A 17,868-nucleotide genomic window follows, 5' to 3' on the forward strand; every position below is an offset into this window, starting at 1 on the left:
CTGACTGCCCCGCCGCACGGCGGGCCCTCTCGTCCGCCGGCCTTCCGATCACGATGAGCCGGCGCGGCATTCCTCCCGATTCACGCTTCACTCGAACCGCCATGACGCTGAAATCGCTCCCCGCCTGGACTGCCCTTCAATCCCACTTCGAGCAGATCCGCCACGCCCGGCTGCGCGACTGGTTCGCACCGGAAAACGATCGCACGCCGACCCGTGCCGAACGCTTCACGCTCGCGGGCGGCGGCCTCGCAGCCGATTTCTCGAAGAACCGCATCAACGACGACACGCTGCGCCTGCTCGTGCAGCTCGCGCGCGACGCGGGCGTCGAAGCGCGACGCGATGCGATGTTCGCGGGCGACATCGTCAACCCGACCGAAGGCCGTGCCGCACTGCACACCGCGCTGCGCGCGACCGATCCGCAAGCGCCGTTCCATGCACAGATCAGCGCCGAGCGCGCAAAGATGGCGACCTTCGCGCGCGCCGTGCGCAGCGGCACGTGGACGGGCTACACCGGCAAGCGCATCCGCCACGTGATCAACATCGGCATCGGCGGCTCCGATCTCGGGCCGAAGATGGTCGTGCATGCGCTGCACCACGTCGCCACGCCTGACATCTCCACGCATTTCGTGTCGAACGTCGACGGCGCCGATCTCGCACGCGTGCTCGAACAGGTCGACCCCGAGGAAACGCTCGCGATCATCGTGTCGAAGACCTTCACGACGCTCGAGACGATGACGAACGCACGCTCGCTGCGCGACTGGTTCGTCGCGCGCGGCTGCCCCGAAGACGCGCTCGCGAAGCACTTCGTCGGCGTGTCGGCGAACCCGGCCGAAGTCGTGAAGTTCGGCATCGCCGCGGACAACGTGTTCGAAATGTGGGACTGGGTCGGCGGCCGCTATTCGCTGTGGTCGGCAGTCGGTCTGTCGATCATGATCGCGATCGGCCCCGAGCAGTTCGACGAGCTGCTGGCCGGCGCGAACGACATGGACCGCCATTTCCGCGAAGCGCCGCTCGAACGCAACCTGCCCGTGCTGCTCGGCCTGATCGGCATCTGGTACCGGAATTTCTTCGGGTCGCAGAGCTATCTCGTCGCGCCGTATTCGGAAGCGCTGCACTATCTGCCGTCGTACCTGCAGCAACTCGAAATGGAGAGCAACGGCAAATCCGCGCGCCTGGACGGCACCTTCGTCGATTACCCGACGTCGGCCGTCACGTGGGGCGAGCCGGGCACCAACGGCCAGCATGCGTTCTTCCAGATGCTGCACCAGGGGCCGACGATCGTGCCGATCGACTTCATCGCGGTGCTGACCCCCGAGCATCCGCTCGCGAGCCATCATCCGAAGCTGCTGGCGAACTGCTTTGCGCAGAGCGAGGCACTGATGCTCGGCCGCACGCTCGACGAAGCGCGCCAGGTCGCGGGGCCGGGCAAGGAAGCGCTCGCGCCGCACCTGACGTTCCCGGGCAACCGCCCGACGACGACGCTGCTCGTCGACGCGCTGACGCCGCGCACGCTCGGCGCGCTGATCGCATTGTACGAACACAAGGTGCTCGTGCAGGCAACGGTGTGGGACATCAATCCGTTCGACCAGTGGGGCGTCGAGCTCGGCAAGATTCTCGGCAAGGTGGTGGAAGCCGACCTGTCGGCCGAGTCGGTCGATCCGGCGAAGCACGACTCGTCGACCACGGCGCTGATCGAGCGCGCCCGCGCGGCGCTGAAACGCTGACGCACTGACGCAACGGCGTCATGCCGATGCCGGCCGCGCAGCCCTGCCTGCGCGGTCGGCCGAAAAATTCAGGCGCCGCGCGACGCGGCTTGCGGTGCGACGATGCGCCCGGCGTCGAGCGTCACCGTCGTCGCGCAGCGGCGCGCGAGTTCGGCATCGTGCGTGACGAGCACGAGCGTCGCACCGTGCGTGCGGTTGAGTTCGAACATCAGGTCGATGACCGCATGGCCGGTGGCCGCATCGAGGCTGCCGGTCGGCTCGTCGGCGAACAGGATCGCCGGGCGCGTGACGAATGCGCGCGCAAGCGCGACGCGCTGCTGCTCGCCCCCGGACAACAGCTTCGGATAATGCGCGGTGCGCTCGCCGAGACCGACCTGCACGAGCAGCGCCCGGGCACGATCGGCTGCGTCGCGCGCGCTGATGCCACCCTGCAGTTCGAGCGGCAGCATCACGTTCTCGAGCGCCGTCAGGTGCGGCATCAACTGGAACGACTGGAACACGAACCCGACTGAGCCATTGCGCAGCGCGGCGCGCGCATCCTCGTCGAGCTGGTCGAGCGCACGACCGAGCAGGCGAACCGTGCCGCTCGTCGCGCTGTCCAACCCCGCAAGCAGGCCGAGCAGCGTCGATTTGCCCGACCCCGACGCGCCGACGATCGCCAGGCTGCTGCCCGGCGTCACGGCGAGCGTGATGCCGTCGAGGATCGTCAACTCGCCCGTTGCATCGGCAACCCGCTTGCACACGTCATGGACTTCGATGATCGGATCGGTAATCTTGAACATGGACACGACATTTCGCTGGAAAAGACGCGCGGCGGTCGCCGCGCTGCTGGGCACCCTGCTCGCCGCCACCGTGCCGGCACGCGCCGCGACGACGCCCGCGACATCGGGCCCGCCCGTGATCGTCGTGCTCGGCGACAGCCTGTCGGCCGAATACGGGCTGCCGCGCGACACCGGCTGGGTGGCTTTGCTGCGGCAACGGCTCACGACCGAGCGAATCGATTATAGCGTCGCGAACGCCAGCGTCAGCGGCGACACCACGAGCGGCGGCCGTGCGCGCCTGCCCGCGGTGCTGCAGCGACTCAGGCCGTCGATCGTCGTCGTCGAGCTCGGTTCGAACGATGCGCTGCGCGGCGTGCCCCTTGCGACGACCGAGCAGAACCTGCGCGACATCATCGCCGGCGCGCGACAGGCGCGAGCGAAGGTCGTGCTGGTCGGCATGTACGTGCCGCCCAACTACGGCCCCGACTACACGCAGAAGTTCCACGCCGTCTATACGCGGCTGTCGAAGGATCTCGGCGTGCCGCTCGTGCCGTTCCTGCTGGCCGGCATCGAGAACAAGCCCGAGATGTTCCAGGCCGACCAGATGCACCCTGCACAGCAAGCGCAGGGCATTCTGCTCGACAACGTGTGGCCGGCCTTGAAACCACTGCTCGGCAAGCCGCGCGGCTGACGAGCAGCCGTCGCTGGAAAACAAAAAGCCCCGCATGAAGCGGGGCTTTTTGTTGCGTGCGAAACGACTATCAGTTGTCGCCGTTCTGCGACTGGCTGGCCGTCGAGCCGTACAGCTTCACCTTCGAGCGATCGCGCAGCGCGGTGAGATACGCTTCGCCTTCGCTCTGTGCGTCGACCTGCGCCATCTGCTGCTGCGCGGCCGCCAGTTGCTGCGGATCGACCGCCGAACCCGGGATCACCGCGTTCACGCGGTAGATCGCATAGCCGTCCGCGCCGAGATCGACACCGACGTAGGCCGGCAGCGTCTTCGCGTCGATCTTGTAGACGGCGCTCAGCGCAGCCGGCGTCAGGCCCTGCGACTGCGTGCGCGACACCTTCTGCGCGGCCGCGAACCCGTCGGTCGACTTCGACTTCTGCAGTTCGGCGAGCTTCGCCGCACCGTCCTTCTTCGCGAGTTCCGCGGCCTGCTCGGCGACGACCTTCTGACGCACGACGTCCTTGATCGCGTCGAGCGCGGGCACGGCAGCCGGCTTGTAGTCGGTCACGCGCGCCGAGATCAGCGTGTTGTTGCCGACGTCGATCGCCTGCGTGTTGTTCTGGCTCTTCACCGAGTCGGTGGCGAACACGGCGGCCAGGAACTTCGGATTGTTCAGCGGGCTCGTCGGCGGCAGTTGCGGATTCGGCGTCGGCGTGACGGTAGCCGTCTGGATCGTCAGCTTGTACTTGTCCGCTGCCGGCTGCAGCGTCTTCGCCTTTTCGTAGACGGTGGACGTGAACCCTTCCGCGTTGTCCGTGAACGCCTTCGATGCGTACTGCTGCTTCAGGTCGGCTGCGATCTGATCCTTCACGTCCGCGAACGGCTTGACGGCCGCCGGCTTCACTTCCGTGGCCTTCAGGATGTGAAAGCCCAGATCCGACTGCACGACACCGCTCACGTCGCCCTGCTTGAGCGCGAACGCGGCATCGTCGAACGCCTTGCCGCCCGCCGTGGAGCCGGGCGTGATGAAGCCGAGGTCGCCGCCCTTCGCGGCCGACGGTGCGTCCTGCGAGCTCTTCTGCGCGATCTGCGCGAACTGGTCCGGATGCGCCTTCACGTCGGCCAGCAGTTGCTCGGCCTTCGTCTTCGCTGCCGCCTTGTCGGCCGCGCTGGCGCTGCCCGCTGCGGCGATGAAGATGTGGCTCACGCGAACCTGCGCTTCGGTGCGGAAGTGCGTCGGGTTGTCGTCGTAGAACTTCTTGATGTCCGCGTCGGTCGGCTGCGCGCTCGCAGCCGCTGCGGCCGGCGAATAGACGAGGTACTGGATCGTCGCAGTCTCCGGCGTCGCGAAGCTCTGCTTGTGCGCGTCATAGTACGCGGTGAGCTGTGCATCGGTCGGCTGGACCTTCGCGGCGAAGTCGCTCGTCTTCAGCACGAGCGGCTGCACTTCGCGCTGCTGCGCGGCGAGTTCGGACAGGCGTTGCGCGAGGCTCTTCGGCGTGAACGCGCTCGATACGATGCTGGCCGGAATCTGCTGCAGCGAGAGGCTGTAGCGCACGCGCTCCTGATACTGCTCGGGCGTCATCCCCTGGAACGACAGCAGTTGCGCGTAGCGCTCGACGTCGATCGAACCGTCGGGCTTCTTCAGCGACGCGATCATCGGGTCGCTCATCAGCGCTTCGCGCACGGCGTTGTCGGATGCGGTCAGGTGCAGACGTTGGGTCTCGTCGGCCAGCACGCGCTGCTGGATCAGGCCGTCGAGCACCTGCTTGCGGTGCTCGGGCGTATCGAACATCTTGATGTCGAACTGCCCGCCGAGTGCCTGGCGCGCCTGGTCGATCTGCTGGCGGAACGCGCCGTCGAATTCGGCCCGCGTGATCTTGTGCCCGTTGACTGCCGCGACGTTCGCGCTATCGTCGAAGAAGCCGCGGAAGCCTTGGATCCCGACGAAACCCAGCCCCGGCAACACGATCAGGAGCAGGAGCGCCATCATCAGGCGCTGGTGATTACGGAAGAAATCGAGCATGCGTGACGGGAAAATTGGACAAAACGACCGATATTACAACATACGGGGTGGGACGGGAGAAAAGCAGACGTGCTGTGGGCGAGTACGACGCGACAACCAGGCGCACAAAACAAAAATGCCCGCGTAACGCGGGCATTTTCGCTTGAGCGGCGAAGCGGACCGAAGTCGCCCTCCTGCGGGGCACCTCTTCCACTCCGCAGCCACGCGCCCGACAACGGGCGCAACAACTGAACGCACAAACAAAAATGCCCGCACAAGGCGGGCACTTTCGTTTGTTTGGCGGAGCGGACGGGACTCGAACCCGCGACCCCCGGCGTGACAGGCCGGTATTCTAACCGACTGAACTACCGCTCCTTGGTCTGGCTGAATCAGGAAACTGGTGGGTGCTGAGGGGTTCGAACCCCCGACCTACGCCTTGTAAGGGCGCCGCTCTACCAGCTGAGCTAAGCACCCGTTTCCGATTCGTTCTGGCTGCGATCTGCGTTTCGGCATCAACAACCAGCGAGCCCGCAAGTTTAATTCATACCCGATCATTTTGCAAAGCCCTGACGTGAATTTTTTTAAACGCTCTCGCACACGATTCCGACACGCATAAAAAAACCCGCGGCCACGCCGCGGGTTTCGTGAACAACCGTCAGGAAGGACGGTGCCCCAATGCTTAGTGCTTGACGAATTCCGTCGAGCCGGCATCCTTCGCCGCATCGGCGACCGGTGCCGCCGCCTTCGCCTCTTCTTCCGGCGGCAGCGGGGTCGGCGAACGCTCGAGCGCGAGTTCCAGCACCTTGTCGATCCAGCGGACCGGCACGATCTCGATCGCGTTCTTCACGTTGTCCGGAATCTCGGCGAGATCCTTCACGTTCTCTTCCGGGATCAGCACGAGCTTGATGCCACCGCGATGCGCGGCGAGCAGCTTCTCCTTCAGGCCACCGATCGGCAGGACTTCTCCACGCAGCGTGATTTCGCCCGTCATCGCGACATCGGCACGCACGGGGATACCCGTCAGCACCGACACCAGCGCGGTCGTCATCGCACCGCCGGCGGACGGACCGTCCTTCGGCGTCGCGCCTTCCGGCACGTGGATGTGGATGTCCTGCTTCTCGAACGCTTCGTCCTTGATGCCGAGACGACGCGAACGCGAGCGCACGACCGAACGTGCCGCCTCGACCGACTCCTTCATCACGTCGCCGAGCGAACCGGTACGGATCACGTTGCCCTTGCCCGGCATCACCGCGGCTTCGATCGTCAGCAGATCGCCACCGACTTCCGTCCACGCGAGGCCCGTCACCTGACCGACCTGGTTTTCCTTCGCCGCGAGGCCGAAGTCGTACTTGCGCACGCCGAGGAACGTATCGAGGTTTTCGCCGTCGACCTTGATCGCGCCCGATGCCTTCTTCAGCAGCAGCATCTTCACGACCTTGCGGCAAATCTTCGACACTTCACGCTCGAGCGAACGCACACCGGCTTCGCGCGTGTAGTAGCGGATGATGTCGCGGATCGCCTGTTCGGTGACCTCGATCTCGCCTTCCTTCAGCCCGTTGTTCTTCTTCTGCTTCGGCAGCAGGTAACGCTGGGCGATGCTGACCTTCTCGTCTTCCGTGTAACCCGACAGACGGATCACTTCCATCCGGTCGAGCAGCGGCGGCGGGATGTTCAGCGAGTTCGACGTCGCGACGAACATCACGTCCGACAGGTCGAAGTCGACCTCGATGTAGTGGTCGGCGAACGTGTGGTTCTGTTCCGGATCGAGCACTTCGAGCAGCGCCGACGACGGATCGCCGCGGAAATCCATGCCCATCTTGTCGACTTCGTCGAGCAGGAAGAGCGGATTGCGCACGCCGACCTTCGTGAGGCTCTGCAGGATCTTGCCCGGCATCGAACCGATGTACGTACGACGGTGGCCACGGATCTCGGCTTCGTCACGCACGCCGCCGAGCGCCATCCGGACGAACTTGCGGTTCGTCGCACGGGCGATCGACTGGCCGAGCGAGGTCTTGCCGACGCCCGGGGGCCCGACGAGGCACAGGATCGGTGCCTTGACCTTGTCGACGCGCTGTTGCACCGCGAGATACTCGAGGATGCGTTCCTTGACCTTCTCGAGGCCGAAGTGATCCTCGTCGAGCACCTGCTCGGCGTTCGACAGGTCGTTGTTGACCTTGCTCTTCTTGCGCCACGGCAGGCCGATCAGCGTGTCGATGTAGTTGCGCACGACGGTCGCTTCCGCGGACATCGGCGACATCAGCTTCAGCTTCTTCAGCTCGGCGTCGGCCTTCTTCTTGGCTTCCTTCGGCATGCGCGCGGCGTTGATGCGCTTCTCGAGTTCCTCGAGATCGGCACCCTCTTCGCCTTCGCCCAGTTCCTTCTGGATCGCCTTGACCTGTTCGTTCAGGTAGTACTCGCGCTGGCTCTTTTCCATCTGGCGCTTCACGCGCCCGCGGATGCGCTTTTCGACCTGCAGGATGTCGATTTCGGCTTCGAGCTGCGCGAGCAGGTGCTCGAGGCGCTCGATGACCGGGAACATCTCGAGGATGTGCTGCTTCTGGTCGAGTTTCAGCGGCAGGCGCTCGGCGATCATGTCGGCGAGACGGCCTGCTTCGTCGATGCCCGACAGCGACGTGAGGATCTCCGGCGGGATCTTCTTGTTCAGCTTCACGTACTGGTCGAACTGCGACACGATCGCACGGCGCAGCGCTTCCGTTTCAGCGCTGTCGGCATGATCGGGCTCGAGCGGCATCACTTCGCAGGAGAATTGCGTTTCCTGCTCTTCGATCGACAACGCCTTCGCGCGCTGCAGGCCCTCGACGAGCACCTTCACGGTGCCGTCCGGCAGCTTCAGCATCTGCAGGATGTTGGCGATACAACCGACCTCGTACATGTCCTTTTCGGTCGGTTCGTCCTTGGCCGCGGTTTTCTGGGCGACGAGCATGATGTGCTTGCCGCCTTCCATCGCTGCTTCGAGGGCCTTGATCGATTTCGGCCGGCCCACGAAGAGCGGAATCACCATGTGCGGGAAAACGACGACATCCCGCAGCGGCAGCAGCGGGAGCGTGATGCGTTCCGGCGGGAGAAGTTGGGTGCCTGACATTTCATTTCCCCATGAGTGGAATCAATTGTTCGGTAATTGAGGCCGCCACAACGAATTGCAAGCCTTCAAGTGCGGGAAATATTCGGTAAGAAAGTAACCACCGCGTGTCGAGTCAGAGTTACCCACAAGATAAACGAAAAAAAGCCGCCCACGGTCTCATGAACGGCCTTTTTCGCAGAACATCGTCGGCAAGCCGGTCAGTTCGAACCCGCCACCTTCGGCGCGTCCTCGTAGATCAGCAAAGGCTTGCCGTCGCCTTCGATGACGTTCTCGTCGATGATGACTTTGCTGACCCCTTTCATCGTCGGCAGTTCGTACATCACGTCGAGCAACGCTTGTTCGATGATCGAACGCAAACCGCGCGCGCCGGTCTTGCGGCGGATCGCCTTGCGGGCGACTGCCTGCAGTGCGCCCGGCCGGATCTCCAGCTCGACGCGTTCCATCGCGAACAGCTTGTGATACTGCTTGACGAGCGCGTTCTTCGGCTCGACCAGGATCTTCATCAGCGCAGCTTCATCGAGCTTGCCGAGCGTCGCGACCACCGGCAGGCGGCCGATCAATTCGGGGATCAGACCGAATTTGATCAGGTCTTCCGGTTCCGTTTCGCGCAGCACTTCGCCCGCGTCGCGTTCCTGCTTGCTCTTGACCGTCGCGCCAAAGCCGATGCCGGTTTTCTCGGTACGATCGGTGATCACCTTTTCGAGACCGTCGAATGCACCGCCGCAGATGAACAGGATGTTGGTCGTATCGACCTGGATGAAATCCTGGTTCGGATGCTTGCGGCCACCCTGCGGCGGCACCGACGCCATCGTGCCCTCGACGAGCTTCAGCAGTGCCTGCTGGACGCCCTCGCCCGACACGTCGCGCGTGATCGACGGGTTGTCCGACTTGCGGCTGATCTTGTCGATTTCGTCGATGTAGACGATCCCGCGCTGAGCCTTGTCGACCTCGTAGTTGCAGTTCTGCAACAGCTTCTGGATGATGTTCTCGACGTCCTCGCCGACATAGCCGGCTTCGGTCAGCGTCGTCGCATCGGCGATCACGAACGGCACGTTCAGCAACCGCGCGAGCGTCTGCGCGAGCAGCGTCTTGCCGGAACCCGTCGGGCCGATCAGCAGGATGTTGCTCTTCGACAGCTCGACGTCGTCCTTCTTGTCGAGATGCTTCAGGCGCTTGTAGTGGTTGTACACAGCCACCGCGAGGATCTTCTTCGCGCGCTCCTGGCCGATCACGTACTGATCGAGGATGTCGCGAATTTCCTGCGGGCTCGGCAGATCCGACCGGGACAGGCTGGCCTCGACGCCGGCGGCAGCCGCCTCGTCGCGAATGATCTCGTTGCAAAGGTCGATACATTCATCGCAGATGAACACCGACGGGCCAGCGATGAGTTTTTTCACCTCATGCTGGCTCTTTCCGCAAAACGAGCAATACAACAGCTTCTCGCTGTTCGAACCTTTTTTGTCCGCCATGAATGTAGAGCCTCCGGACAGGTAGATGACATGATACGCCGAATGCTCCGAGCGCCGCGCCTAGGGCGCGACCGGAGCCGGCTGGATGCGCTTGCCGCAGATGCTCAGGGCGTTCGGGACGTCGCAGGGGCGCCGCACGAATCGGGGCGGCACCCCACTTAAGCTCACGGGCGCTTCAGCAGCACCTGATCGATCAGCCCGTACGCCTTCGCATCCTCGCTCGACATGAAGTTATCACGGTCGGTGTCGCGCGCGATGCGCTCGACGTCCTGGCCCGTGTGCTGCGCGAGCAACTGGTTCAGCCGCTCCTTCAGGTAGAGGATTTCGCGTGCCTGGATCTCGATGTCGGATGCCTGGCCGCGTGCGCCGCCGAGCGGCTGGTGAATCATCACGCGCGAGTTCGGCAGCGCGAAACGCTTGCCCTTCGCACCCGACGCGAGCAGGAACGCGCCCATGCTGGCCGCGAGGCCCATGCACAGCGTCGACACGTCCGGCTTGATGAACTGCATCGTGTCGTAGATCGCCATGCCGGCCGACACCGACCCGCCCGGGCTGTTGATGTACAGGCTGATGTCCTTGTCGGGATTCTCGCTCTCGAGGAACAACAGCTGCGCAACCACGAGGTTGGCGGTCTGGTCGTTCACTTCGCCGACCATGAACACCAGGCGCTCCTTCAGGAGACGCGAGTAGATATCGTACGAACGCTCGCCGCGGCCGCTCGTTTCGACGACGATCGGCACCAGCCCCAGCGCTTGCGCCTCGAAACCCTGCGGCGCGTTCGAAGCAAGCATGTCCAGCAATTCAGCGCGAGTGATCATTCAATGAACCTTGTTCGAATGGAAAATTGAACGGAAGGAAGCCGCCCGCTCAATCGCCATATTAATGGCAACCGTGCGCTTGACGTAAAAACGGCGTGCGGGCCGTCGCTCCGACAGCCGGCACGCCGCTAGAGCAACACTTACGCTTGCGCCGATGCGCTCGCGAGTGCTTCGAAGCTCACTTCCTTGTCCGTCACCTTCGCCTTGCCCAGCACGAAATCGACGACGTTGCTTTCAACGACGAACGCTTCCATCTCGGCGAGGCGCTGCTGGTTCGAATAATACCAGCGGACCACTTCCTTCGGGTCTTCGTAGCTCTTCGCGAACTCGTCGACTTCCGCGCGGATCTGCTCCGGCTTCGCTTCCAGGCTGTTCGACTTCACGAGTTCGGCCAGCACGAGGCCCAGCTTCACGCGGCGCTCTGCCTGCTCGGCGAACATCTCGGCCGGGATCGGTGCGTCCTTCGCGTTCGGCACGCCGCGCTGCGCCAGATCCTGGCGAGCCATTTCGACGAGGCGTTGCTGGTCCTGCTCGATCAGCGCCTTCGGCACGTCGAGTTCGGAAATCTTCAGCAGCGCGTCCATCACCTGGTTCTTGACGATCGACTGCGTGCGGCGCTTCGCTTCACGCTCGAGGTTTTCCTTGATCTCGCCGCGCATCTTCGTGAGATCGCCGTCTTCGATGCCGAGCGACTTCGCGAATTCACCGTCGATTTCCGGCAGGTGCGGCCACTCGATCTTCTTCATCGTGACCGTGAATTGCGCCGTCTTACCCGCGACGTCCTTGCCGTGGTAATCCTCCGGGAATGCCAGGTCGAACGTGCGCGATTCGCCGTCCTTCAGGCCCAGCGCTGCCTTTTCGAATTCCGGCAGCATGCGGCCTTCGCCGAGCACGAACGGGAAATCTTCGGCCGTGCCGCCCTGGAAGGCGACGTCGTCGATCTTGCCGACGAAGTCGACCGTCACGCGGTCGCCGTCCTTGGCTGCGGTGTCTGCGCCGCCGTCACCGTGCTCGCCGGCTTCGCCGCGTGCGTGGTAGTGCACGCGCTGCTTGCGCAGGATGTCCAGCGTGCGGTCGATTTCGGCGTCGCCGATCGACGTCGTCGAGCGCTCGACTTCAGCCGTCGCCAGATCGCCGATCTTCACTTCCGGGTAGACCTCGAACGTCGCGTCGAACGCGTATGCACCTTCAGCCTGCTCCTGCTTCGGCTCGAAGCTCGGCTGGCCAGCGACGCGCAGGTTTTCCGCGCGGCTGATCGTGAAGAATTCCTGGCCGATCTTGTCGCTCAGCACTTCTGCTTCGACCTGACCCGCGTACTGTTGCGCGACCATCTTCACCGGCACCTTGCCCGGGCGGAAACCCGGCATGCGCACGGTCTTCGCGAGTTTCTGGATACGGGCGTCGATTTCCTTCTGCACGGTGTCTTTCGGCAGGGAAATCGTCACGCGGCGTTCAAGCTTGCCGAGGTTCTCAACAACGTTAGCCATGGCTTCAATCGTCCTAAAATTATTCGAGCGAATCGGGTTTTCCTTGCCGTGCCTGCCTGCGGCGGGATGTGCGTCACATCCACTCGCCGCGCCGGAGCGCCACGCCATCCCTGCACGCGCCGGATGGCTAGCGCAAGCGGCTCGGAGCACGGCTTTGGCCGGAAGAATCGACTATTCTAGCAAACAATTTTCCTCACGCCGCCAGATCAGCGCGACGCACATGCGTCTGCCCCGCATCGGCAGCCCTTTGCACGGCAATGCGCGCGGATCGCCGCTATGCCGAACGCCGTATCCACCACGGGCCCGCCATCCTGTAAGCTCCGATTGAAGGTATGCCGCCGTCGCGGCCGCATTCATTCCTCACACCAATCACGCCTTCCGGAGACACCATGCCGCAACACCCGTCCGCGCCTGTCGTCGTCATCGCGCCCGATTCGTTCAAAGGCTCGCTTTCCGCCGAGCAGGTCGCGGAGGCGATCGCCACCGGCATCCGCCGCGCCCGCCCCGATGCGGTCGTGCGCTGCTGCCCGATGGCTGACGGCGGCGAAGGCACGCTCGACGCGATGCTGGCAGGCGGCGGTACGCGGCGCGCGCTGCGGGTGGCCGGCGCGTCGCTCGCGGCACACGACGCGGCGGTCGGCGTGATCGACGCGCGCACCGCGATCGTCGAGACGGCCGAGATCGTCGGCATCACGGATCCGGTCGGCATGAGCGTGCCGGTCGACGCGCGCAGCACGCGCGGGATGGGCGAGGCGATCCGCACGCTGCTCGACGAAGGCGTGCGCCGCTTCTTCGTCGCACTCGGCGGCAGCAGCACCAACGACGCGGGCGCCGGGCTGCTCGCCGGCCTCGGCCTGCAGTGCTTCGACGCGGGCGGCCAGCCGGTCGAGCCGGTGCCGTCGCGGCTCGCCGACATCACCCGCATCGACGCGTCGGGGCTCGACCCGCGCCTGAAGGAAACGGAATTCATCGGCATGTCCGACGTCGACAACCCGCTGACGGGCGCGCACGGCGCGACCGCCGTGTTCGGCCCGCAAAAGGGCGTGACGCCCGAGCAGGTTGCGACCCTCGACGCCGCCCTCGCCCGCTTCGCCGACCTGCTCGAAGCCGTGCTCGACCGCCGTGGCCGCGACCTGCCGGGCGCCGGTGCCGCGGGTGGCCTCGGTTTCGCGCTGCATATGCTCGGCGCGCAGTTCGAAGCGGGCGCCGAAGTGGTCGCGCGGCAGGTCGGCCTCGACGCGGCGCTCGCCGGCGCCGACTGGCTGATCACCGGCGAAGGCCGCTCCGACGTGCAGACGCTGCACGGCAAGGCGCCGTTCATCGCGTGCCGCCACGCGCAGGCCGCGGGCGTGCCCGCGTCGCTGCTGTCCGGCGCGGTCGACCCGGCCGCGCTGCCGCGCCTGTCCGAACATTTTTCCGGCTGCTTCTCGCCGGCTCCCGGGCCGATCACGCTCGACGTCGCGATCCGCGACGCGGCCAATCTGCTCGCGAACGAAGCGGAGCAATTGACGCGCCTGAAATACGGCGCACACTGACCGTTGACCCGAGCGCGCGATACAGGAACAATCGGGCCCGCCCTTTTTCTTCAGGATTCGACATGAAAGGCCGTCAAGCCGGGCTCGATCAGTTTCTGACCTATCGCCTCCACGCGCTCACGAAGCGCTCCGACCGCGGGATCGGCGAGGTGTACCGGCACAAGCTCGACATCTCGCTGCCCGAGGCGCGCGTGATCGCCGCCGTCGGCGCCTTCGGCCCGTTCTCGATCATGGATCTCGCGCGCCACACCAATCTCGACAAAAGCCAGGCGAGCCGGGCGGCCGAGGCGCTGCTGCGCCAGGGGTTGCTCGCGCGCAGTGCGAGCGAGGAGGACGGCCGGATCGTGCTGATCGCGCTGACCGCCGACGGCCGCGCGCTGCATCGCAAGATCATGCCGATCGTGCGCAAGTGGAACGACGGCTTGCTCGCGTGCCTGTCCGACAGCGAACGCCAGACGTTCGAGCGGCTGCTCGACAAGGTCGTCGCACACGCAACCGAGCGGGACGACTGAGCGACAACGCGGGCACGGCGCCCGCTGCATTGATCCGATGAATTCGACGGGCCGCCCCGGTCGCCTCACCCGCGACGCGGGCGGCCCGCTTTGCGTCACGCGTTGCGTACGGCTAGCGGCCCGCAGCGCCTCGCCTCACCAGCGTTGCGCATGCAGGCGCCCGGCACGCGTTACAGCCCGCTGTTCGTCGCGCGCTGCCGGAGCAGCCCGAGTACCGCGTCGCAATACGGCGTCGGCACGCCGAGCTTGCGCCCGAGCTCCGGAAACACGCCGAGGATCGGCCCGATCTCGAGCGCGCGCCCCGCTTCGAAATCCTGCAGCATCGACGTCTTGAACGCACCGAGCTTGCGCGTGACCGCGATCCGCTCGGGCCCGCTCATCCCGGTCGACAGGCCGAGCCTCGCGCCGATCGCGGCGGCCTCCTCCATCATCCGCAGCGCGAGATCCTGCGTGAACGGATCGTCGAGCAACTGCTCGGACGTCGACCCCGTCAGCGCGCTGAGCGGATTCATGTTCATGTTGCCCCACAGCTTCGTCCAGATCTCGGCCCGGATCGCGGGCGTCGACTCGACGTCGAAACCGCCCGCCGCGAGCGCTGCGGCGAAGCGCGCAGTAGCGACGTCGAGCCGCGCATCGGGCGCCCCGACGATCAGCCGGTTGCCGCGCCCGCGGCGCACGATGCCCGGCGCGTCGGTACTCGACGACAGGTGCACGACACACCCGATCGCCTGTGCAGGCGGCAACGCCGCCGATACCGCACCGGCCGGATCGACCGCATCGAGCGGCACGCCGTCCAGCGCGCCTTCGAGCCCGTGCGTGAACCACCACGGCAGCCCGTTCATCGCCGCGACGATCACCGTATCCGGCCCGACCAGCGGTGCAATGCGCGCGGCCAGCGCCGGCAGCGCATGCGCCTTCAACGCGATCACCACGTAGTCCTGCACGCCGAGCGCGGCCGCATCGTCGCTTGCTCGCACCGGAACCGACGACGTCGCGCCCGCCTCGTCGATCACGCGCACGCCGTGCGTGTTCAGCGCGTCGAGCGTCGCGCCGCGTGCGTACGCGCTCACGGTCATGCCGGCCCGCGACAACGCCGCCGCAAGCAACCCGCCGATCGCGCCGACCCCGACCACCGCCGCGCGCACCGACCCTGAATTCGTGTCGTTCATGATGGAATTCCGTCTCCTGGGAGCTGACGAGCATAACGCTCAATGGTTGCGGGCACAACCATTCGCGCGAGCGCGTGGAACACGCAGCATTCGAGCGATTCAGCGCGGCTCGCCGCCGGCTTCCACCGGCTCGTCGTCGGCCGCGCCGCCCGTCGCGCCGAGCACGCCGGCGATCTGGCTCTTGTCGTGCATGCCGAGCTTGCGATACGCGCAGCGCAAATAGTGGCGCACGGTCGTCGGCGAAATCGCCATCTGTTGCGCGACTTCCTTGTGCGAGCGCCCGGCGCCGTAGTAACGAATCGCCGCGAGCTCGCGCGGGCTCAGGCGGTCGAGCAGCGAGCGCGGCCGCGCCTCGATCTGGAACAGCCCCGCAACCGGCACGCACTGGATCCGCAACGCATCGCCGACGAACGGCTGGCCCGACTGGCGCCGCAGGTGCGCGACGAGCGGCTCCGGCACGCGCGCACCGGCCCATGCCGGCCATTCGGTACGCAACACGTCGTCGAACCCGTGATCGGCGTGGTGGAGCACGCCGAAGTTGTCGCACAGGGCGCGCGCCGCCGGCGCGACCGTATCGCCGCGCTCGCGCGTGAGCTGTGCGGCGCGATTGATCGTCAACGCGGCCGCGAGATGCGGAATCACTTCCTCGAACCGGCGTGCGTCGTCGTCGCTGAACGGCCGATTCAGGCCCTGGCGGTAGATCGACATGAACGTCGTCAGACCGAAACGGCGATCGAGCGTACACACGCACATCAGTTGCGCGAGCCCGTATTTCACGCACCAGTCGCGAAACCGGGCATCGAGCCCCGGTTCGACGACCGACAACCGGACCGCATGGCCGTGCGCGCCGCGCAGCGTGCGGTGTGCGAGCGGGTCGCAATCGCGCACGCGCTTCCAGTCGCGGAAGAACGCGTGCGGCAGACGGTACAGGAAGCTGTTGTGCATCACGGGGCCGGTCGGCACATGGGTCGCGACGCCCGTCCATGCGGCGTCGAACGGAATGAGCGCCTGCAGCAGCGAAAAGAACCGGTATTCGAATTCGCCGATGGCGGACCGGGCGGCAACTGCATACAGGTCCAGCAGCATCAGCCCGAGTTCACGCTGCGATGCGTCGCCGCGCGTGACGCCGTCGAAATCGGCGCGCCGGGACGGCAGCGGCGGCCAGGCGAAGTCGTCGAGCACGATGGCGGCCGGTACGTCGCGCAGCGCATCGAGATCCTGCCCGATATCCGTCGTGATCCTCACCTTCCGCTCCCCTGCCCGATCGGGCTGCTGATGTGCGCAACGACACCGGCCGATTATAGCGATCGGCTTTTTTGACGGGCCACGGTGCCGGAACGGGCGCCAGCCCCATCCATTTGAACGGTGCCCCGCACGTTGCTGCTCCGCAGCACACCGCGCCACACCAGCGCGCCGCGTGCATGCCGCGCACCGCGGGTTTTCCGCACCGTTCATCTGGACGACTGTTCGAAGGCTTTCCCGCTGCGGACACTGCGTCGCGACAACACCAACGACAAACCGATGCAGGACGGTATGGAGAACCCCACGTGACGAAACCCCGCTTCATCCGCACGGCCGCAGCCGTCGCGACGCTTGCCGCGTGCAGCGTCGCCGCGCACGCGCAGTCGTCCCTCACGCTGTACGGTGCGCTCGACGCCGGCGTGCAATACCTGACGCATGCCGACGGGCACCACTCGGCCGTGCAGTTGCAGAACTACGGCATCCTGCCTTCTCAGATCGGGCTGAAGGGCCACGAGGATCTCGGCGGCGGCTGGCGTGCGCTGTTCAAGCTCGAGCAGGGCCTCAACCTCAACGACGGCACCGCGACCGTGCCCGGCTATGCGTTCTTCCGCGGCGCGTACGTCGGCATCGCGGGGCCCATCGGCACCGTCACGCTCGGCCGGCAATTCAGCGTGCTGTTCGACAAGACGCTGTTCTACGACCCGCTCTGGTACGCGTCGTACAGCGGCCAGGGCGTCATCGTGCCGATGAACGCGAACTTCATCGACCACTCGGTCAAGTACCAGTCGCCGACGTTCGCCGGCTTCGATGTCGAGGCGCTCGCCGCGACGTCCGGCGTCGCCGGCAATACACGCGCCGGACGCGTGCTCGAACTCGGCGGCCAGTACACGAGCAACGGCCTGTCGGTCAGCGCGGTGCTGCATCAGGCGCACGGCGATGTATCAGCGGCCGACGACACGTCCGCACGACGCAGAGAACTCGGCACGCTCGCCGCGCGCTATGCGTTTGCAGCGCTGCCGCTCACCGTCTATGCAGGTGTCGAACGCCTGACCGGCGACCTCGACGCGGCGCGCACGATCGTCTGGGGCGGTGCGCGCTACCAGATGTCGAGCGAGATCGGCCTGAATGCAGGTGTCTATCACACCGACTCGCACACGCCTGCGATCGGCCACCCGACGCTGTTCATCGCGAGCAGCACGTACGCGCTGTCGAAACGCACCGTCGCGTACGTGAATCTCGGCTACGCGCGCAACAGCGGCCAGAGTTCGCAGACCGTCTACGAATACGACCCGACGCCGCTCGCTGGCGCATCGCAGTTCGGCGCGATGGTCGGCATGTACCACCTGTTCTGAATCCCCACACGAGAGCCCGCC

General features: G+C 65.7%; 13 protein-coding genes and 2 tRNA genes. 5 read left to right on the plus strand and 10 right to left on the minus strand.

Features of this window, described 5'->3' with window-relative positions; translation table 11 throughout:
• Nucleotides 1–101: 101 nt before the first annotated feature.
• Nucleotides 102–1,724, plus strand: coding sequence for a glucose-6-phosphate isomerase (pgi, locus tag ACN8ZM_RS10320; RefSeq protein ID WP_420209924.1), 1,623 nt, complete (start codon nucleotides 102–104; stop codon nucleotides 1,722–1,724).
• Between the two features lie 68 nt (nucleotides 1,725–1,792).
• Here pgi and ACN8ZM_RS10325 read toward each other — a convergent pair whose 3' ends face one another.
• A complete protein-coding gene (locus ACN8ZM_RS10325) occupies nucleotides 1,793–2,506 on the minus strand; it encodes an ABC transporter ATP-binding protein (RefSeq protein WP_043188076.1) in 714 nt (237 codons plus the stop codon).
• Here ACN8ZM_RS10325 and ACN8ZM_RS10330 point away from each other — a divergent pair.
• Entirely contained in the window at nucleotides 2,505–3,176 is a 672-nt protein-coding gene (locus tag ACN8ZM_RS10330) for an arylesterase (RefSeq protein WP_420209925.1), read from the plus strand. The genes ACN8ZM_RS10325 and ACN8ZM_RS10330 overlap by 2 nt on opposite strands.
• A gap of 70 nt (nucleotides 3,177–3,246) precedes the next feature.
• On the opposite strand, the gene ACN8ZM_RS10335 is transcribed toward ACN8ZM_RS10330, so the two are convergent.
• The 7 genes from ACN8ZM_RS10335 to tig form a co-directional block, all read right to left on the minus strand.
• On the minus strand, nucleotides 3,247–5,181 hold the full coding sequence (locus tag ACN8ZM_RS10335) for a SurA N-terminal domain-containing protein (RefSeq protein WP_420209926.1): 1,935 nt from the start codon (nucleotides 5,179–5,181) through the stop codon (nucleotides 3,247–3,249).
• Nucleotides 5,182–5,458: 277 nt separating this feature from the next.
• A tRNA-Asp gene (locus tag ACN8ZM_RS10340) sits at nucleotides 5,459–5,535 on the minus strand.
• A 23-nt stretch (nucleotides 5,536–5,558) separates the two neighbouring features.
• Nucleotides 5,559–5,634: transfer RNA gene (locus ACN8ZM_RS10345), tRNA-Val, on the minus strand.
• Between the two features lie 205 nt (nucleotides 5,635–5,839).
• A complete protein-coding gene (gene lon / locus ACN8ZM_RS10350) occupies nucleotides 5,840–8,263 on the minus strand; it encodes an endopeptidase La (RefSeq protein ID WP_011352361.1) in 2,424 nt (807 codons plus the stop codon).
• A 197-nt stretch (nucleotides 8,264–8,460) separates the two neighbouring features.
• Nucleotides 8,461–9,732 carry an ATP-dependent Clp protease ATP-binding subunit ClpX gene (gene clpX, locus ACN8ZM_RS10355; RefSeq protein ID WP_043188067.1) on the minus strand — a complete coding sequence of 424 codons (1,272 nt, stop codon included), beginning with the start codon at nucleotides 9,730–9,732 and terminating at the stop codon, nucleotides 8,461–8,463.
• A 164-nt stretch (nucleotides 9,733–9,896) separates the two neighbouring features.
• On the minus strand, nucleotides 9,897–10,550 hold the full coding sequence (gene clpP, locus ACN8ZM_RS10360) for an ATP-dependent Clp endopeptidase proteolytic subunit ClpP (RefSeq protein ID WP_010092137.1): 654 nt from the start codon (nucleotides 10,548–10,550) through the stop codon (nucleotides 9,897–9,899).
• Between the two features lie 140 nt (nucleotides 10,551–10,690).
• A complete protein-coding gene (gene tig, locus ACN8ZM_RS10365; protein WP_043188061.1) occupies nucleotides 10,691–12,037 on the minus strand; it encodes a trigger factor in 1,347 nt (448 codons plus the stop codon).
• Between the two features lie 389 nt (nucleotides 12,038–12,426).
• On the opposite strand from tig, the gene ACN8ZM_RS10370 reads away from it, so the two are divergent.
• The gene (locus ACN8ZM_RS10370; RefSeq protein WP_420209927.1) at nucleotides 12,427–13,572 is read left to right on the plus strand and encodes a glycerate kinase; all 1,146 of its coding nucleotides are present in this window, start codon (nucleotides 12,427–12,429) and stop codon (nucleotides 13,570–13,572) included.
• A 62-nt stretch (nucleotides 13,573–13,634) separates the two neighbouring features.
• A complete protein-coding gene (locus ACN8ZM_RS10375; protein ID WP_043188058.1) occupies nucleotides 13,635–14,084 on the plus strand; it encodes a MarR family winged helix-turn-helix transcriptional regulator in 450 nt (149 codons plus the stop codon).
• Between the two features lie 170 nt (nucleotides 14,085–14,254).
• On the opposite strand, the gene ACN8ZM_RS10380 is transcribed toward ACN8ZM_RS10375, so the two are convergent.
• Complete coding sequence (locus ACN8ZM_RS10380) at nucleotides 14,255–15,253, minus strand: 2-dehydropantoate 2-reductase (RefSeq protein ID WP_043188055.1); 999 nt, start codon at nucleotides 15,251–15,253, stop codon at nucleotides 14,255–14,257.
• A gap of 99 nt (nucleotides 15,254–15,352) precedes the next feature.
• Nucleotides 15,353–16,498 carry a LuxR C-terminal-related transcriptional regulator gene (locus ACN8ZM_RS10385; RefSeq protein WP_205822474.1) on the minus strand — a complete coding sequence of 382 codons (1,146 nt, stop codon included), beginning with the start codon at nucleotides 16,496–16,498 and terminating at the stop codon, nucleotides 15,353–15,355.
• Between the two features lie 302 nt (nucleotides 16,499–16,800).
• On the opposite strand from ACN8ZM_RS10385, the gene ACN8ZM_RS10390 reads away from it, so the two are divergent.
• Nucleotides 16,801–17,847, plus strand: a complete 1,047-nt coding sequence (locus ACN8ZM_RS10390; protein ID WP_420209928.1) for a porin — start codon at nucleotides 16,801–16,803, stop codon at nucleotides 17,845–17,847.
• Nucleotides 17,848–17,868: the final 21 nt, after the last annotated feature.

The organism is Burkholderia aenigmatica, assembly GCF_048627025.1.
Lineage (GTDB): Bacteria > Pseudomonadota > Gammaproteobacteria > Burkholderiales > Burkholderiaceae > Burkholderia > Burkholderia aenigmatica.

Coding starts and splice junctions, on each gene's coding strand:
- pgi (WP_420209924.1), top strand. CDS start 102: ATGACGCTGAAATCGCTCCCCGCCTGGACTGCCCTTCAATCCCACTTC.
- ACN8ZM_RS10330 (WP_420209925.1), top strand. CDS start 2,505: ATGGACACGACATTTCGCTGGAAAAGACGCGCGGCGGTCGCCGCGCTG.
- ACN8ZM_RS10325 (WP_043188076.1), bottom strand. CDS start 2,506: ATGTTCAAGATTACCGATCCGATCATCGAAGTCCATGACGTGTGCAAG.
- ACN8ZM_RS10335 (WP_420209926.1), bottom strand. CDS start 5,181: ATGCTCGATTTCTTCCGTAATCACCAGCGCCTGATGATGGCGCTCCTG.
- lon (WP_011352361.1), bottom strand. CDS start 8,263: ATGTCAGGCACCCAACTTCTCCCGCCGGAACGCATCACGCTCCCGCTG.
- clpX (WP_043188067.1), bottom strand. CDS start 9,732: ATGGCGGACAAAAAAGGTTCGAACAGCGAGAAGCTGTTGTATTGCTCG.
- clpP (WP_010092137.1), bottom strand. CDS start 10,550: ATGATCACTCGCGCTGAATTGCTGGACATGCTTGCTTCGAACGCGCCG.
- tig (WP_043188061.1), bottom strand. CDS start 12,037: ATGGCTAACGTTGTTGAGAACCTCGGCAAGCTTGAACGCCGCGTGACG.
- ACN8ZM_RS10370 (WP_420209927.1), top strand. CDS start 12,427: ATGCCGCAACACCCGTCCGCGCCTGTCGTCGTCATCGCGCCCGATTCG.
- ACN8ZM_RS10375 (WP_043188058.1), top strand. CDS start 13,635: ATGAAAGGCCGTCAAGCCGGGCTCGATCAGTTTCTGACCTATCGCCTC.
- ACN8ZM_RS10380 (WP_043188055.1), bottom strand. CDS start 15,253: ATGAACGACACGAATTCAGGGTCGGTGCGCGCGGCGGTGGTCGGGGTC.